We start from the raw sequence: 17,532 nt of genomic DNA, 5'->3' as shown, positions 1-17,532 counted from the left end.
GGCTTTGAGGACATGACGGAGCATTGCCCGTCCGCGAGGACGAAGCTGGTCGAAGGTTCGATGATGGTGCGGGCGGCCCACCCGGCACGCTCGCGCGGCACGCTTACGTGGCGGGCAGCAGGGCGCGGGCGGTCAGCTGTGCGGCGGGCCTAGGTCAGGGCAATCCGGTCATGGCGTTCCTCCAGCATTTCCTCATTGTTCTTCTGGTCGAGCTCTCTGTCGGCTCGTTGTTGAATCTGCGCCACGCTGGCCGTCTGGGCCGGGGTGCGAAAGGCTTCGGGGTCGGCGCGCAGCAGCTTGCGCATGTCGCGCTCGGCATCGTCCAGCAGCTCGATGATGGCGTCGCCCGCCTCGGAGGGCCGGCGCTGCTCGATCGCCTCGCACACGCGGCGGTGCATGGGCAGCGAATGCGCCCGCCCGCCGGGGACGGCGGCGACCCGCTCGAAACAGATGCGCAGCACCGTCGACATCACGCTCTGCAGCTGGGTGACGAAGGGATTGGCGCAGGCGCGGATGATGGTGCTGTGGAATTCGAGGTCGGCGGCGACATAGTCGCCCTGCCCGTCCACGGCGGCCGCCATCGCCTCATAGGCCGCCCGAAGCGTCTTGAGCTCCTCCGCGCTGGCCCGCTCGGCGGCGAGGCGGGCGGCGGCCGGCTCGATAATGCGGCGCAGCTCCATGATGTCGGAACCGAGCGCGAGATCGACGCCATTGGCATCGGCGCGCCAGATCATCACTTCCTGATCCAGCAGGCTCCACCGGCTCTGCTCCAGCACCACCGTGCCGGTGCGACGGCGCGCCTCCAGCATGCCCTTCGACACCAGCCCCTTGATCGCCTCGCGCAGCACGATGCGGCTGACGCCGAGCTGCGCGCACAGCACCGGCTCGGCCGGAATCACCTGTCCCGGCCGATAGCGGCCGGCGCAGATGTCCTTACCCAGACGGTCAAGGGTGTCATGGTAGAGCGTCATACCAATCATCATACGTATGATGATTGGATCGTCAATGGTCGCCGCTGCCCCGGCCGATCGATATTCAGGCTTTCCCGAGATCGAGACGGCGCGTGCCTATGCCAAGGGGCGAGAGGGCCGCGGCCCCCTGCGGTTCACCACCGGAACCGCAGGCTGCCACTGGCGCCGAGGACGGAATAGCCGTCCGCGATCTGCGCGTCGAAACTGGCGGAAAGAATCATCGTGCCGGCAAGCGTCACCTGCAGCCCCGCACGCAGGTCCAGTGCGTCCTCAACAATGGGGATGGGCGATCCCACCAAGGTAAAGCCCGGCGCTTCCGCGAAGCTGCGCGACACATCCCGCTCCGGGCTGAAATCGTGCATCCACGCCGCGCGCAGGAAGGGCGCATAGGTCGTGCCGTCCTGGCCCTGCCAGAGGCCGTCGAACTGCACGCCGACATAGGTCGGCAAAGCGGTGATCGTGCCGGAATGATAGGTCAGCCCCTCCCCCAAATAGCCGAAGCTCTCCGTGTCCGAGCCGAGCCAGAGCTGCATCGGCTGGAACGCGGCGAAGGGCGTCAGCGTCGCGTTGGTATCGCCAAGCGCGAAGCCATAGCCGATCTCGATCCGGCCGCCGAGCAGCGTGCCGTCGCGTTCCCCGCTGGTCGCGAGATCGAGGCCGAGGCCATAGAGGTTGCGGTCAAAATCGGCCCGGCCATAACCGAGCGTGGCGATCGCCGAGAGATAGGCCGCCGCGTCCTGATAGACGCCATAGGCGCTCAACCCGCCATAATTGGTCGAGGTGCCGGCGCCATATTCGCTCGCCGACAGGTCGGTGGTGGAAAAATGGCCCGCCACACCCACCAGCATCGGCAGGTCAGGCAGTTCCCCGTCGGCACCCATGGTCAGCCCGAGAAGGTTGCCGGAGATGCCGCCGCCCGTGGTCGAGCTGCCCATCGCCGCGCCCCAGAAATAGCTCGCCGCCGCGCCGTCAGGGCCGGCCGGCGCATTGCCGGTGGCCGCCGCGCCCGGTCGACGCTGGCGCAGGCGCCACTGGTCCATCTGGTCCGTCACGCTGGCGATCGCCGCCGAGCTGGCGTTGATCATGCTCTGAGGGACAAGGGAGGCCGCCCCGCCGCCGATCGTCTCGTAGGCGGTCTCAAGCGAGGCAATCGTCGGCATATCAAGCAAGGCGGGGACGATGGTCTGGAACAGGGCGGAGGAGCCTCCAGTCTGAATGAACCCGACGACATTGGCGATATCGCGCGTGCCGGCGGAAAGACCCTCGGGCGTGAAGTCGATGCGGGTGTCGAGGCTGAGCCCGCCTGACGATCCCGACAGCGAGAAATCGAGGATCGCCGTGTCCCCCACCGCCGTCAGGCTGGACCAGCCCATCTCCCCCGCAACGGAAAGGAAGGGCACCGAGAACGACCCGGGCATGGCGAGATCCGGGCGGTAGAGGCTGCCCTGCACGGCGCCGGAAATGTCGGCGCTGCCGCTGATGCCGAACTGGTCCGCCTCCAGCGAGATCTGGTCGGTTCGCACGATCAGGCGGCCCGTCGCGGTCTGGGTGAGGCTGCCGTCGATCGCCGTTGCGCCAAGGCTGTTCGCGCCCCGGCGCAGCGTGCCCTCATTGCTCAGCACGCTCTGCGCGCCGCCGAGGTCGAGCGACGACCCCGCATAGATTGTGCCGCTGGACAGGTTGACCACGCTGTTGGCGATGCCATCGGCCAGCGACAGGTTGCCGATCAGGCCGCCGCCATTGGTGATGGCGCTATACCCGCCGGTGGTGCGGACCGCCATGCCCTCCGCGCCATCGACCGTGGCGATCCAGCCATAGCTGTTCACATAGTTCTCGGTGCCGTCGCTGACGATGCCGACGCCGCCAACGCCGCCGATGACGCTCGCGCCCTGCGCGATGTTAATGAGCGGATCGCCGCTACCCTGCATCAGCACGCCGACCGCGCCGGCGCCGGTCGCGGTCACCGCCGTCTGGCTTGCCAGATTGACCACCACCTTGCCGGAGGCCGCTGTGCTGCCATTCACCAGTTCCATGCTGGTGCCATTCATCACCAGGCCGCCGCCATTGCTGACGGACTGGGCGATGACGCCATAGGCGCCGGCGCCTGTCGTCGAGACGCTGCCATTCACGTTCACCGTCACCGCCCCGCCGGTGCCCGTGCCGCCCGTGGAGGTCCAGCTCGCCGCCTGACCGTCGGATATCGCCGCCCCGCCGCCGCCGCCGATCGACTGGGCGAGAACGCCAACCGCATTGGTGCCCGACGTGGTGAGCGCTCCGCCGACCGTCACCTCGACCGCTCCGGCGTCGGAGGCGGTGGAAGGTCCGGCAAAGGTGACATTCGCGCCGGCATTTGCCACGCCGCCGCCGCCGCCAATGCTCTGCGCCAGAATGCCGATCGCCGCGTTCCCGGTCGTGGCGATCGTGCCGGACGTGGACAGCGTAACCGTGCCGCCCGCCCCGCTACCCGCCCCGCCGAGCGTCGTGGCGAGGCTGTTGGGGAGGGCCGCGCCGGTGCTGACGCTGGCGACACCGCCGCCGCCGCCGATGGACTGGGCAAGGATGCCGAAGGCCGCGCCGCCTGACGTCACGAGGCTGGCCGCCGTGACGGAGACGTTGCCGCCGTCATTGCCGGTGCCGCCCGTTCCCGCCAGGGTCAGCGTGCCGGTGACACCGCCGCTGGTCAGGCTGGACGAACTCGCCGCTCCAAGGCCGCCGCCGCCGCCGACCGACTGGGCGAGAATCGCCACCGCCGCCATGCCCGCGGTGGTGATCGTATCGGCGGTGGTTACCGTCACCGAGCCGCCGGTCTGGCCGATGCCGGCGCTGCCGCCAAGCGCCATGTCGAAGGAGGCCTCCGTGCCGCCCGAGGCGCCGCCGCTGGAAGCCCCCGCCGCTCCACCGCCGCCGCCGACCGATTGGGCCAGCAGGCCATAGGCGAGTACACCCGATGTGGTGATGGCCTCATTGGCCGTCGCCGTCACGTCGCCGCCCGCGCCGCCCGTGCTGCCCGATCCGCCGAGGCCGAATGCCAGCGCATAGGTGCTGTTGCTGGCATTCACTGTGCTCGCCCCGCCCGCGCCGCCGCCGCCGCCGACGGATTGCGCGAACAGGCCGGTGGAATGGGCGCCCTGGGTGAGGATCTGCGCGTTCGAGGTGACCTGCACCGTGCCGCCGGCGCCGCCACCGGCGCCGGACCCGCCAAGACCCATTGCCAGCGCCACGCCGTCACCAGCGGAGGTGGAGGTGGAACTGCTCGATGCCGAACTGCTGCTCGCGCTGCTGCTGCTGCCGCCGCCCCCGCTCGGCGCCGTCGCCGCGGAAACCAGCGCGCCGCCCGAGCCGCCGCCACCGCCCACCGACTGGGCGAAGATGCCGTAGGAACTGTCGCCCTGCGTGGTGATCGCGGAGGAAAGGCCGCTCCACGCCACCGCCGCGTTGACGGTGACGGTCACGTCCCCGCCAGCGCCGCCGCCGGCGCCGCTGCCGCCGAGGCCGAGGGCGATGGAGGCGGTGCCGCCGTCACCGGATGTGCTGGAGGAAGCGCCGCCCGATCCGCCGCCGCCACCCACCGATTGGGCGAAGACGGCGCTGGAATTGTAGCCATTGGTCGACAGCGTGCCCTGGGTGGTGACGCCGACCGTGCCGCCGGCTCCCGCGCCCGACCCCGCCCCACCGATGGACAGCGCCACACTGGTTTCGCTGGCCGAGGCATTGGTGGTGCTGGCGCCGCCATTGCCGCCGCCGCCGCCCACCGATTGCGCGAAGATGGCGGCGGAATGGTCCCCCGCCGCGACCATGGTGTCGGAATCGTAGAGGTCGACGCCGGTGGCGATCACATAGGCATTCGTGACCGAGACATCGCCGCCCGCGCCGCCGGTGCCGCCACTGCCGCCCAGGCTCAGGGCGAGCGAGGTGCCGCCATCGCTGCCGGACTGGCTGCCCTGCTGTCCCCCGCTCGTCCCGGCCGAGGCCGAGGTCGCGCTGCCGCTGGCCGAGCCCGACAGGCTGCCGGTGGAACTGGAGGAGGAGCCGCCGGAGCCGCTGGAGGACGACACGCTGGCACTGGCGACGCTGGAGCCGCCATTGCCGCCGCCCCCTCCGACCGACTGGGCGAAGATGCCCGCCGAATTGGGTCCGAGCGTGCTGACATAGGCGAGCTGGGACGCGCCGACCGTCACCGTGACCCCGCCGCCATCGCCGCCATCGCCGCCGGAAGCGCCGAGGCTCATGCTCACCGCCGCCTGGCCGCCGCTGCCGGCCGTGCTGGACGAGGAGCCGCCATTGCCGCCACCCCCGCCGACCGACTGGGCGAAGATGCCCGCCGCCATCAGGCCGGAGGTCTGGATGTAGCCATAGGAGGAGAGATTGACGCTGCCACCATCGCCGCCGTCGCCGGCGCCGCCGCCGAGGCTGAACGAGGCGGCGTAGGAATCCCCGTTGGCATTGGTGCTGCTGGCGCCGCCATTGCCGCCGCCGCCGCCGATGGATTGGGCGAGGATCGCCGTGGCCTGATCGCCAAAGGTGTAGATGGACCCGGTATTGTCGATGCCGACGCTGGCAGCGTCGCCCCCGGCGCCGCCGAAGCCGCCAATGGTGAGCGCGGCGGCGATACCCGCGCTCGCGCCGTCATTGCTGCTTTCTGGCTGCGCGTCGGAACTGCCCGAGACGGCCGAACTGACATTGGCGGCGTCTTGCCCCGCCCCGGCGCCCGCCACGGACGTGACGCCGCCCTGAAGCTCTTCCCCGTCGCCGGCATTGGTGGTGGTGGAAGCCGCGCCGCCATTGCCGCCGCCGCCGCCGATGGATTGGGCGAGGATGCCGTAGGAGAGCGCGCCATAGGTCACCAGCGTGCTGCCATTGTCGACGGTGACGGCGCCGGCATCGCCGCCGCCATTGCCGAAGCCGCCAATGGCGAGGCCCGCCGCGTAGTCGTTGCTGGAGGCGGTGGCCTGCGTCCAGCCGCCATTGCCGCCGCCGCCGCCGATCGACTGGGCGAGAATGGCCGAGGCATGCGTGCCCACCGTGGTAATGCTGCCTGATGTGTCGGTGTTGCTGGACACCGTCACGGTGTTGCCCGCGCCGCCGCTGCCGCCGCCGCCGCCAATGGCGAGCGCCACCGAGGCGGTGGTGGAGGTCGCAATGGAATCAGCCGAGCCGCCATTGCCGCCGGAACCGCCGATCGATTGGGCGATGATGCCGGCGGACTGGTCGCTGAAGGCGCCGGAGGAGCCGGTCCGGATCGCGCCGTTCTGCGTGACCGCGACCGTATTGCCATCGCCGCCCGCCGCGCCGCTGCCGCCGATGGCGACGCTGGCCGCCGCGCCGTCGGTGCTGTCGCTGGTGCCGGAAAGGCTGAACGCGCGGCTCGACCCGCCATTGCCGCCGGCGCCGCCGATGGATTGGGCGAGAATGCCGGCGGAGAGATAGCCATTGGTGCTGATGTCGGCGGCGGTGACGGTGACGCCGCCACCCGACTGGCCGGAGCCGCCGCCCCCGCCAGTGGCGCTGGCCCCGCCCACCGAGACGTTCGCGTCGCCCCCGCCGGTGGCGCCGGAACCGGCAATCGCCGAGCCGCCATTGCCCCCCGAACCGCCGATGGATTGCGCGAGAATGCCGATCGACTGGTCGGCGCCGGTGCTGACCGTGTCGGACGCGGTGACGGCGACATCAAAGGAGCCGCCGCCGGTGCCGCCGCTGCCACCGACGGTGACGCTGGAGGCGAAAACGACTGAACCCGCCGCCGAGGCGGTGAAGCCGCCATTGCCGCCATTGCCGCCAATGTTCTGCGCGATGATGCCGGGCGAGAACAGGCCGTTGGTCGAGGTGGTGCCGTTGGCCGTCACCTGGACGGTGCCGTTACCGCTGCCGCCCGCGCCACCGGTGCCGCCGATGCTGACGGGCGCGCTGGCGCCGGAGCCGAGCGCGCCGGCGATGTCCCAGCCGCCATTGCCGCCATTGCCGCCGATGGACTGCGCGATGATGCCGGCCGACTGGTTATAGCCATAGGACGTCACATCCTGCGTCTGGATGGTGACATTGGCCGAGGTGCCGCCGGCGCCACCCGCGCCGCCCAGATTGACGCCGGCCGACAGCCCCTCGCTGAGGCCGCCCGCCACCGCGAAGCCGCCATTGCCGCCCTGCCCGCCAATGCTCTGGCCCACCACGCCCGGCGCGAGCGGGCCGTTCATCGTCACCGCCGCATAGAGGGTGATGGTGGCTGAGGACGCCGCCCCGCCGCTGCCGCCCTCGCCCCCGATATCGAGGCTCCCCGAGGCGGCACCGGTAAAGTCGCCGCTGGCGGCGAAGCCGCCATTGCCGCCGCCCCCGCCAAGCGACTGGGCCAGCACGCCCGGCGCGGTGCCGCGCGCCTGGTCGCCATAGGTGCCCGCCGCGCCGATGATGGCGCCATAGCTGGTGACGGTGACGTTGCCGGAATTGGAGCCCGCGCCACCGCCGCCGCCGACCGCCAGGGTGAACGCCCCGTCGCCGGAAAAGTCGCCTGTGGTGACGAAGCCGCCATTGCCGCCGCCGCCGCCGATGGACTGCGCGAGCAGGACCGGCGCGCCGCCATAATTGGAGGTGAGCGCGCCGTAGTTGAGCACCGTCACATCGCTGGAGCTGTTGCCGCTGCCGCCGCCGCCGCCAATGGTCATTCCAGCCGAGGCGGAGATGCTGAGATCCGCGTCGAGGCTGAAGCCGCCGCTGCCGCCGCCGCCACCGATCGACTGGGCGATAATCGCGCTCGATCCCGGCCCGTTGACGGTGATGTCGGCCGAGCCATAGGCGCTGTTGACCGAACTGTCCTCATTATAGACCCAGACATCGCTGGCGGTGCCGCCCGAGCCCCCCGTCCCGCCGATGACGAGGCTGGCGGAGATGGCGTCCGCGTCGACGCTGATCGTGTTGCCGCCCGCGCCGCCGCCGCCGCCAATCGCCTGGGCGACAATGCCGTGCGAGCGCTCGCCATTGGTGGTGATGACGCCGCCGGAATTGTCGGCGATGACCGATCCCGAATTGCCGCCGCCGCCGCCGGATCCGCCCACCCCGATGCCGATGACGGTCCCGGTCGTGACAGTGCCGGAAACCGAGGCGCCACCCGCGCCACCGCCGCCGCCGATGGACTGGCCGACAAGGCCGGAGGAATCGTCGCCAGTGGTGGTGATGCTGACGCCGTTGCTGCCGGTATAGACGTCACCACCATCGCCGGCGCCGGCGCCCGATCCGCCGAAGGACATGGTGAAGCTGCCGACATCCGAGCCGGACAGCGACACCGCATAGCCGCCCGCGCCGCCGCCGCCGCCGATCGACTGGGCGACGATGCCGGGTGAACTGTCGCCTTGCGTCGAGATCAGCGCCGTGCTCGCCGGCGCGCTGAAGGTCGGCTGGCCGCTGATGGACGTGCAGGCGCCGTCATTGCCGGAGTTGCCCGAATAGGAATTGCAGTTGACCGCCACGGGGCTGGTGCCCCCGCCGGAACCGCCGCTGCCGCCATGGGCGATGGCGGCGGAGACCCCGCCCGACAGGTCGAAGGCGAGGCTGCCGCCGCCGGCCCCGCCCCCGCCGCCGATGGACTGGGCGAGAATGCCGGCGGAGTTGATCTCCGTCGTGGTGATGCTGCCGCTATTGCCGACATAAATGCTAGCGCCGCCGCCGCCCTGGCCGCCGGTGCCGCCGACGGTGAGGGAGACGCCCGTCACCAGCGAGGCCGAGCCCGACAGGCCGAACCCGCCCGCGCCGCCGCCGCCGCCGATGGACTGGGCGAGAATGCCATAGGCGCCGCCCGCCGTGGTCGTGGGCGACCCGGCATAGCCGCACCCGCCCGTGCACAGATCGCCGGAATTGATGACGATGACCTGGTTGCCATTGCCGCCATCACCGCCGGTGCCGCCCAGCGCGATGGCGAGGTCGGGGGCGCCGCTGAAGGCCATGCCGCCCGAACCGCCGGCGCCGCCGACAGACTGCGCGAAAATGGCGGCGGAGGACGCGCCTGCGGTGCCAATGCTGGCGTAATTGCTCACCGTGACCGCCGCGCCCTGGCCGGCCGGTCCGCCGGAACCGCCCAGCGCGACCAGCCCCGCCGCCACGCCGGCATTGCCACCGCCGCCGCCGACGGACTGGGCGTAGATGCCATAGGACCCCGCGCCGCCGGTCAGGATGTCCGCGCCGGCGTAGTTGGTTACGGTAACCGTGCCGCTGTCGCCGCCATAGCCGCCGCCGCCGCTGACGCCGCCATACCAGCCATTCGTGCTGCCGCCGTCGCCGCCATTTCCGCCGATGCTCTGTGCAAAGATGGCAGATGCCCGCGAGGTGATGATGGCGGCCGCGTTCGACACCGTGACCGTGCCGCCGTTTCCGCCAGTTCCCGCCGCACCGCCGTTGCCGCTGCTGACGGAACTGTTCTCATTGCCGCCATTGCCGCCCTGGCCACCCACGCTCTGTGCCCAGATACCGTAGGAATCGGTGCCGATAATCGCCAAGGCGATGTTGTTGCTGACCGTGACGCTGACCGCGCCGCCATCGCCACCATCGCCGCCGCCCCCGCCCTGGAAGTCCACCGACGAGGTCGAGCCGCCATTGCCGCCCCGGCCGCCCTGGGAAATCACGACGACGCCGGAATAGACGAAGGCAAAGGCGCCCGACGCCACACTGACGGTGGCGTCGGCTGTCCCGCCATCCCCGGCAGCGCCACCGGGCTGGCCGCCATAGCAGCTGCCGCCACTTCCCCCCGCCCCACCCTGCCCGCCGGTGACGTTCATGAGGAGGAGCGTTGCGAAGTACTCGGTGCCGGACGTTAGGCCGGTGCTGAAGTTCGTGAAGACGCTGTCGGATGGACTGCCAATGGTGCCGCTATAGGGCGGGTAGGTGCAGCCATCCGCGTTCTGGCCGCTGAGACCATTGCTTCCCGTGTTCTGGAAGGACGAAATGGCCGGCCCGATCGACGGGGCCGTGCTCTGGGCGGCGGCAGGAACGGTCAAGGCGCAGACGGCCACCGACGACATAAGGACTGGCAGGGACAGCCGAAGAGTGCCGGAAACCGCACGGGCCTTCCGCGAGAGCAACGTCAGACCGGCCATGCGCATCCCCCGCAGGAAAGCAAAACGGCAGGCGCCTCGTCGGCGCCCACTGTGTGGGATGGGCATCCCACTCCCGGGTTTGCCGGCCGGACGTGCTATAGGCAACGAAACTTTTTGGAATCGTTGGGCGATTTATGCAGAAGGCGGGCGCGTGCATGAGCGGGGAATCGGGGCCGGCCGCGTCCTTCCCCGAGCCCGTCCTCCGGCTGTTCGGCGCGAAAGCGATCAACGACCTCATGGCCGCGCCGGGATTTCCAGCCGCCGTCGAGGCCGCCGCCGCCAATGCCGTCCGGCTGTATGACGGCAGCTGGATCCGCAACCGGCTTCTGAACGATCGCGGCCGCCTCCTCGCCGTGCTGCTCATTCTGGATCTGCATTTCACCGAGAGCGGCGGCAGGGGCGTGACCGGGGCGCGGCTGCGCCGCGAGGTCGTGGAACTGGATGTCTGCAGCGCCGGCCGCGCCACCGCCTTCCTCGCGGCGCTGCGGTTCAAGCGCCTGCTGGCGGACTGCCCCGTTTCCGGGCCGAAGGAGCGGCGGCTGATGCCGACGGCGGCCCTTTTGCAGACGCATCGCGAGCGCTGGAACGGCATGTTCGCCGCCATCGCTCATGTCGACGCGCCGGCGGCCGAGGCGGCCCGCGCCTTGCCGGATGAGCTGCTGTTCGGCCCCTGCACCCACGCCATGGCCGCGTGTTTCCGGCAGGGCCTGCGGGTATTCGCGGCCGCGCCGGAACTGCAGGACCTCGCAGAGCGCGATGCCGGCCTCGTCATGCTGGTGTCGCTGATCGCCCGGGACGGGCCCGTCTCCGTCTCCCAGCTGGCGCGGCAATTCCACATCTCGCGCGCGCATGCGACCAATGTCCTGCAACGCGCCGAGGCCCGGGGCCTCGCCTGCAGCGCGCCGGGACTGAGCGGATACCGCGCGAGCCCGGCGCTGCAGCCCGTGCTCGCGCGCTTCTACGCCGTCATTTTCCTCACCTTCCTGACCGCCCTCAGGGAAGGTCGACCGAGCGGGGGCTGAAGCCGCGCCATGCCGGCATGGCGCCAACCCGGCACCACGGCCCGGACCACCGCCGGCACGCGAACGGGGATGCCGTCGCCTCAGCGCCGGCTGGCGGGGCCCGTTTCCGCGAGCGGCGGCGGGATCGCCGATTCCGCGTCATTATCGGCGAGGCGGATCGAGAGCATCGTGCGGTTGGACACGTCCATTTTCTGGAAAATGTGCAGCAGATGGGTTTTGACCGTGCCCAGCCCGATGTTGAGCGTCTCGGCGATATGACGGTTCGTGAGGCCGTCGCGAATGAGGTCGGCGATCTCGATCTCGCGCGCCGTCAGCCCATAGACCAGCTGCAGCATGCGCTGGCGCTGGCGCCGGCGGTCGCGCGGCCGGGGATGGCTGCCGATGTGATACTCGATATAGGGCTGCATGGACTGCGCCACCCGCAGCGTCTCCCCCGAGATGAGCGGGTCGTCGCGGCGCTTGAGGATGCCGAGGCCGGCAATGGGTTGGTTGTCCTGCCAGAAGACGAAGTCGAGCACGTCGACGATCTCGCTTTCGGTCAGATAGCTGCTGTAGCGCTCGAAGGCACTGCGCGGGGCCAGCGAGCGATCATGGCTCATCGTCGCCACGCGCTTGCGGGACGCGACCAGGCGATCGATGTTCAGCGGATCGAATGCCTGCATGTCGCGCACATAACGCCCGATGTGGCGGCAGCACGGGCCGGTTGTGTCGGCGACGACCATGGAGCGGCCCTCGTCGATCCAGTAGAAGACCGCCGAGTTTGCCTGGAAGACGGACAGCGCCACGCTGCGGATCCGCGTGATCTGCTCATCCGTTCCAGGCCTTGGTTGAAACTCCGGAAGCTGAAGCATGGCAGCGGTCCCGCGTCGCGAATTGGGCTTCCCATACGCAAGAAGGCTGCCAAACCCGTATCCGTTATCCTGCCACCGTGTCAGCTCGGGTGATGGCAGCACACCGTGTGGCCGGGCGCGAGTTCCCGGGCCGGCGGATCCTCAACGGCGCAGAGCGCGCTCGCCCGGAAGCAGCGGGTGCGGAATCCGCAGCCGGAAGGCCGGTCGGCCGGATTGGGCACGTCCCCTGTCAGGACGATGCGCTGGCGCGCCTGTTCGCGCACCGGATCGGGAATCGGCGCGGCCGACAGCAGCGCCTGCGTGTAGGGATGAGCGGGGCTCCGATAGAGATCGTCCCGCGCCGCGGTCTCGACGATCCGGCCGAGATACATCACCGCCACGCGGTCCGACATGTGCCGGATGACCGCGAGATTGTGGGCAATGAAGATGTAGGCGATGCCCGTGCGCTGCTGGATATCTTTCAGCAGATTGAGCACACCGGCCTGGACCGAGACGTCGAGCGCCGAGACAGGCTCGTCGAGGATGATGATATCCGGCTCGACCACGAGCGCGCGCGCAATGCCAATCCGCTGGCGCTGGCCGCCGGAGAAAGCGAAAGGATAGCGGTCCGCCTGCTCCGGCAGCAGCTGCACCTGCTGCATGGCCCGCAATGCCCGCTCGCGTCGCTCCGCCCGGCTGAGCGGCAGCATGCGCAGGGGCTCGGCGATGTTCTCCAGCGCCGTCATGCGCGGGTTGAGGCAGGCATAGGGGTTCTGAAACACCAGCTGAATGGTGCGCCGGTGGGGCCGCATGGCCGCAGGCGACAGGACGGCCAGTTCGGCGCTGCGCAAGCGGATATGCCCGCTGGTCGGTTTGATCAGCCCCATGATCGCACGGGCCAGCGTGGATTTCCCGCAGCCGGATTCTCCCACGACGCTCAGCGTCTCGCCCGGATGGACGTGGAGCGACACGCCGGCGACCGCGCTGATGGCGCCAACCTGGCGGGCGAACACGATGCCGCGCCGGACGGGAAACGCGACATGCAGATCCGCGACATCGAGCAGCGGGCCGGGGGCGGCGGCGACAGCGTTCGTCATCACGCCTCCTTTCTCGGCAGATCGCCGAGCGACAGTTCCTCCGCGCGATGGCAGGCGACCACGGCGGAGCCGAAGCGCAGCAGGGCGGGCTCGCTCATTCGGCACAGCGGCACGGCGAAATCGCAGCGCGGGGCGAAGGCACAGCCCGGCGGACGGGCGCCGAGCGAGGGCGGCGTGCCGGGGATGGCGTAGAGCCGTTCGGCCACGTCGTCGATCGACGGCACGGCGGCAAGCAGGCCTGCCGTATAAGGATGGCGCGGCGCGGTGAAGACAGGTCCCACGGGACCGCGCTCGGCGACACGCCCGGCATAGAGCACGCTCATGCGGTCGGCGAGGCCGGCAACGAGGCCGAGATCATGGGTGATCAGCACCACCGCCATGCCACGCTCCGCGCGCAGCCGCGCGAAGATCTCCATGATCTGCGCCTGAATGGTCACGTCGAGGGCGGTGGTCGGCTCGTCGGCGATCAGCAGCTCGGGATCGTTGGCAATGGCGATCGCAATCACCACGCGCTGGCGCATGCCGCCGGAGAACTCGTGCGGGTATTGGTCGAACCGCCGTTCCGGCGCCGGGATCGCGACGGATTCGAGCAGTGCGAGCGCCCTCTCCTTCACCTCCGCCCGGCCAAGCTTGGGGTTGTGCAGGCGGATCATCTCGCTGATCTGCGCCCCGATGGTCTTCACGGGATTGAGCGCCGTCATCGGGTCCTGAAACACCATGGCGATGCGCCGGCCACGCAGGGAACGCATCTGCCGCTCCGGTGCGCCGCAGATCTCGACGCCGTCGAAGCGGATGGAACCGGAGACGTGGAGGTGCCGCGGCAGCAATCCCATCACCGCGAGCATGGACAAGCTCTTGCCGGAACCCGACTCGCCGACGAGGCCGACGACCTCGCCCCGGTCGATCGTGAAGTCGACATTCGAGACCGCCGCCTGCTCGCCGTCGCGGGTGGGAATGGTGACGGCGAGGCCGCGTATGTCGAGAAGGGGCAGGCTCATGGTCCTCTCCTCACTGCCGCCCGCGCGGGTCGGCGACATCGCGCAGGGCATCGCCGAGGAAATTGGAAGAGAGAGAGACGAGAAAAATGGCCATGCCCGGGCCGAGCGCGATCCACCAGCAATAGAAATTGGAGGCGCCCTCCGCGATCATCTGTCCCCATTCTGGGGTGGGCGGCTGGGCGCCGAGGCCGATGAAGCTCAGGCCCGCGGCAAGCAGGATCACCTGGCCGACATCCATCGTCATATTGACGAAGATCGGACTCCAGCACAGCGGCATGATGTGCCGGACCAGCAGCCGGCCCGGCCTGACCCCGGCGACGATGGCCGCATCGACATGGTCGAGCTTCCTCACATTCAGCACCTGCGCCCGCATGAGGCGCGCATAGATGGGCCACCAGACGATGATGAGCGCGAGTGCCGTATTGACCAGCCCCGGCCCCAGCGAGGCGGCGATCGCCATGGCGAGCAGGACCGGAGGAAAGGCCAGCGTGATGTCGGCCAGCCGCATCAGCACATTGTCGACGAGGCCGCCGAGAAAGCCGGCGAGCGCGCCCACCAACACCCCGAGGCTGACCGCGACCAGCAGCACGCCGGCGGCGATGGGCAGCGAATAGCGCGCGCCATAGAGCGTGCGCACCAGCACGTCGCGGCCGAGCGCGTCAGTGCCCAGCCAATGCGCCGCGCTCGGCGGCTGCAGCCGCCGGCCGGCAAGGCCGATGGGATCGTAGGGCGTCCACCAGGGAATGGTGATGGCGATGATGACGAGGCCGACCAGCACGACCAGCGCGAAGATCACCGGCAGATGCGCCCAGCCCAGCCGCCGGAAGGCACGGCCGATGCTGGCCGAGAGGCGCGGCCGGGGGCGCTGGATGGTGCGGGCGGGAGGACTGAACAGCATCAGCCGGCCTCCCGCATGCGCGGGTCGGCCGCGGCATAGGCGATATCGGTGAGCAGGTTGGCGAGGAGGAAGCCGAGCCCACCAATGATGGTCACGCCTGTAATGGCGGGATAGTCGAGGCTGCGCGCCGCGTCGACCGCGTAGGAGCCGATGCCGGGCCAGGAGAAGATCGTCTCCACCAGCACCGAGCCGGTGATGAGATAGGCGAAGGTGAAGCCCAGAATGGTCAGCGCCGGGATCAGCGCGTTGGCGAGCGCGTGGTGGATCAACACCCGCAGCCGCCCTGCCCCCTTGGCCCGCGCCATGGTGATGTAGTCCTGCCCCAGCACGTCGAGCATCGAGGCGCGCACCATGCGGGTGATGATGCCCATGACCGACCAGCCGAGCACCAGCGCCGGCAGGATCAGGTGGCGCAGCGCGTCGACGAAAGCGCTCCAGTTGCCGGCGAGCAGCGTGTCGACCAGCATGAAGCCGGTCACGGTGGGGGGCGCCACGGCACGGATGTCGAGCCGCCCGGGGCCGGGCAGCAGCTTGGTCTGCACGGTGAAGAGAAAGAGCGCGATCAGCCCGAGCCAGAACACCGGCAGGCAGGAGCCCAGCAACGCCACCAGCCGCGCCAGATGGTCGGCGAAGCTGTCCTTGAATTCGGCGGAGACGATGGCGAGCACGATGCCGCCGACGGCGCCGACGAACATCGCGCAGATGACCAGTTCGAGGGTCGCCGGCAGTCGCTGGGCAAGATCGGTCAGCACGGGCTGCTTGGTGCGGAAGGAGGTGCCGAGATCGCCATGGGCGAGGTTCCACACATAGGTCGCGTAGCGTTCCGGCACCGAGCCATCGAGGCCCCAGCGGGCCTTGGCGGCGGCGACGATCTCGGCATTGTCGAGATTGCGGGCGCCGATGATGGAGATGAGCGGGTTGCCCTTGGTGAACTGGGCCAGCAGGAAGGTCGCCGTGACGATCCCGAGAAGCAGGAACGGCATCACCAGCAATCGGCGCAGGACGACCTTCAGCATGGCCGGTTCAACCCCTCACTTCTTCTCGATTTCGCCAAGCGGCAGGTTGCAGCAGGCGCTGTAGCGCACGCCGCTCACATCGTTGCGGTAGGCGAGGACAAGGTTCGGGCTGACCAGCGGCAGGATGATCTTGTCGTCGATCATCTTCATGGCGAGGTCGTGATAGGCCTTTTCCTGCCCGGCGGCATCAGTGGCGGCAAGCGCCTTCTGGTACATCGCCAGCTGCTCCTTGCCGTCGAGGCCGGGCACCTTGCCGACGCCGGCGCGCTTGGCCCACGGCATGTCCGGCATCATGCCGAAATACTGGACATATTGAGCGCTGCCGAAATAATCCGGCGCGAAGAAGCCGAGGGCGAAGGGCACGCCGGGATTATCGATGTCGCTCGCCCACACGGTGAAGGGCACCGGCTTCAGCGACAGCTTGATGCCGACCTTGCCGAGATCCTGCTGCACCTTCTGGGCGAGCAGGGAGAGATCGACGCCATAGACATTCATCGCCGGAAATTCGAGCTCCATCGCGAAGCCATCGGGATGGCCGGCCTTGGCGAGCAGTTCCTTGGCCTTCTCGACATTGAACACCGGGGCGGGCAGATCCTTGGTGCCTGGATAGCCGTTCGGGATCGCCGAGGACTGTTCCTTGCCTTCCCCGCCGACGGTGAAGTCGATGAGGCCCTGATAGTCGAGGGCCAGCGCAATGGCCTCGCGCACCTCCTTGGTCAGCGGCACCGGGGCGCCCTTGGCCGCCGGGCTGATGGCGGCATAGACATAGTTGAACGAGGGCACCGCCTTGAAGGTGGCGTCGGGCGCCGAAACCGTCTTCGCCGTGTCGGGATCGACCTGCATGGCGATATCGGCGGCGCCGGACTGGAGCATCTGCGCCTGCGTCACCGCATCGGCGGTCTGCTTCAACACCACGCCGGAAATCGCGGGCTTCTTGCCCCAGTATTTCTCGTTGCGGGCGAGGCGCAGCTGGTCATCGGCCGTGTATTTTTCCAGCACGAAGGGGCCGGCACCGGCCGAATTGGCGAGGAACCAGGTGTCGGAGGTGTCGGAGGTCGCCGCATCGGCCTTGGCGTTGGCGCCATTGGCGGACGCGACCTTGGAATTGATGATGCCGGTATAGGGTGCGGCCAGAATGCCGAGGAACTCGGAATTCGGCGTCGAGGTGGTGATGACGACGGTCTTGTCATCCTTGGCCTCGACCGACTTCAGGCTGTCCATCAGATAGGACGGCCCACCCTTGACGTTCTTCAGCCGCTCCAGCGACCACTTCACATCCGCGGCCGTCACCGGGCTGCCGTCGGAGAAGGTGGCCGCCGGGTCGAGATGGAAGGTGAAGGTCGTCACGTCCGGGCTCACCTCCCAGCTTTTGGCGACGGCGGGAATGATGGTCTGGTTGTCGGCGGCGAGCGTCAGCAGCGTCGCATAGACCGCCGAGAGATAGATCTGGCAGGTATCGCAATAGCCGCGCGCCGGATCGAGCGAGTTGATGTCCATCGCGCGCGCCACGACGAGCGGGCCGTCGGCGGCCCTCGCCTTCTGCGCAGCCATCGGCATGAAGAAGACCGCCCCCAGCAGCGAGGCGGCGACGCGCGTGGAGAGGGCAAGGCGGGAGAGGCGGGCCAT

General features: G+C 69.5%; 9 protein-coding genes. 1 reads left to right on the top strand and 8 read right to left on the bottom strand.

Annotated features, from left to right (window positions below):
- Positions 1–149: 149 nt before the first annotated feature.
- Positions 150–971: a FadR/GntR family transcriptional regulator gene (locus tag A3M1_RS0119745; protein ID WP_018390717.1), complete on the bottom strand. Its 822-nt coding sequence runs from the start codon at positions 969–971 to the stop codon at positions 150–152.
- Between the two features lie 134 nt (positions 972–1,105).
- Positions 1,106–9,946: an autotransporter outer membrane beta-barrel domain-containing protein gene (locus tag A3M1_RS0119740; protein ID WP_245261768.1), complete on the bottom strand. Its 8,841-nt coding sequence runs from the start codon at positions 9,944–9,946 to the stop codon at positions 1,106–1,108.
- A 233-nt stretch (positions 9,947–10,179) separates the two neighbouring features.
- On the opposite strand from A3M1_RS0119740, the gene A3M1_RS0119735 reads away from it, so the two are divergent.
- Complete coding sequence (locus tag A3M1_RS0119735) at positions 10,180–11,067, top strand: MarR family transcriptional regulator (RefSeq protein WP_018390715.1); 888 nt, start codon at positions 10,180–10,182, stop codon at positions 11,065–11,067.
- An 80-nt stretch (positions 11,068–11,147) separates the two neighbouring features.
- Here A3M1_RS0119735 and A3M1_RS0119730 read toward each other — a convergent pair whose 3' ends face one another.
- The 6 genes from A3M1_RS0119730 to A3M1_RS0119705 form a co-directional block, all read right to left on the bottom strand.
- The gene (locus tag A3M1_RS0119730; protein ID WP_018390714.1) at positions 11,148–11,852 is read right to left on the bottom strand and encodes a helix-turn-helix transcriptional regulator; all 705 of its coding nucleotides are present in this window, start codon (positions 11,850–11,852) and stop codon (positions 11,148–11,150) included.
- 146 nt (positions 11,853–11,998) lie between these two features.
- Positions 11,999–12,994: an oligopeptide/dipeptide ABC transporter ATP-binding protein gene (locus tag A3M1_RS0119725; protein ID WP_018390713.1), complete on the bottom strand. Its 996-nt coding sequence runs from the start codon at positions 12,992–12,994 to the stop codon at positions 11,999–12,001.
- Positions 12,994–13,992 carry an ABC transporter ATP-binding protein gene (locus tag A3M1_RS0119720; protein ID WP_018390712.1) on the bottom strand — a complete coding sequence of 333 codons (999 nt, stop codon included), beginning with the start codon at positions 13,990–13,992 and terminating at the stop codon, positions 12,994–12,996. Before A3M1_RS0119720 ends, A3M1_RS0119725 begins: the two co-directional genes overlap by 1 nt.
- 10 nt (positions 13,993–14,002) lie before the next feature.
- The gene (locus tag A3M1_RS0119715) at positions 14,003–14,890 is read right to left on the bottom strand and encodes an ABC transporter permease (RefSeq protein ID WP_018390711.1); all 888 of its coding nucleotides are present in this window, start codon (positions 14,888–14,890) and stop codon (positions 14,003–14,005) included.
- Entirely contained in the window at positions 14,890–15,906 is a 1,017-nt protein-coding gene (locus A3M1_RS0119710) for an ABC transporter permease (protein ID WP_018390710.1), read from the bottom strand. The genes A3M1_RS0119715 and A3M1_RS0119710 overlap by 1 nt, the downstream gene beginning before the upstream one ends.
- Before the next feature lie 15 nt (positions 15,907–15,921).
- Entirely contained in the window at positions 15,922–17,532 is a 1,611-nt protein-coding gene (locus A3M1_RS0119705) for an ABC transporter substrate-binding protein (RefSeq protein WP_018390709.1), read from the bottom strand.

This window comes from Ancylobacter sp. FA202 (genome assembly GCF_000380205.1).
Taxonomy (GTDB): Bacteria; Pseudomonadota; Alphaproteobacteria; order Rhizobiales; family Xanthobacteraceae; genus Ancylobacter.
This window is presented reverse-complemented; position numbering and strand designations above follow the sequence as displayed.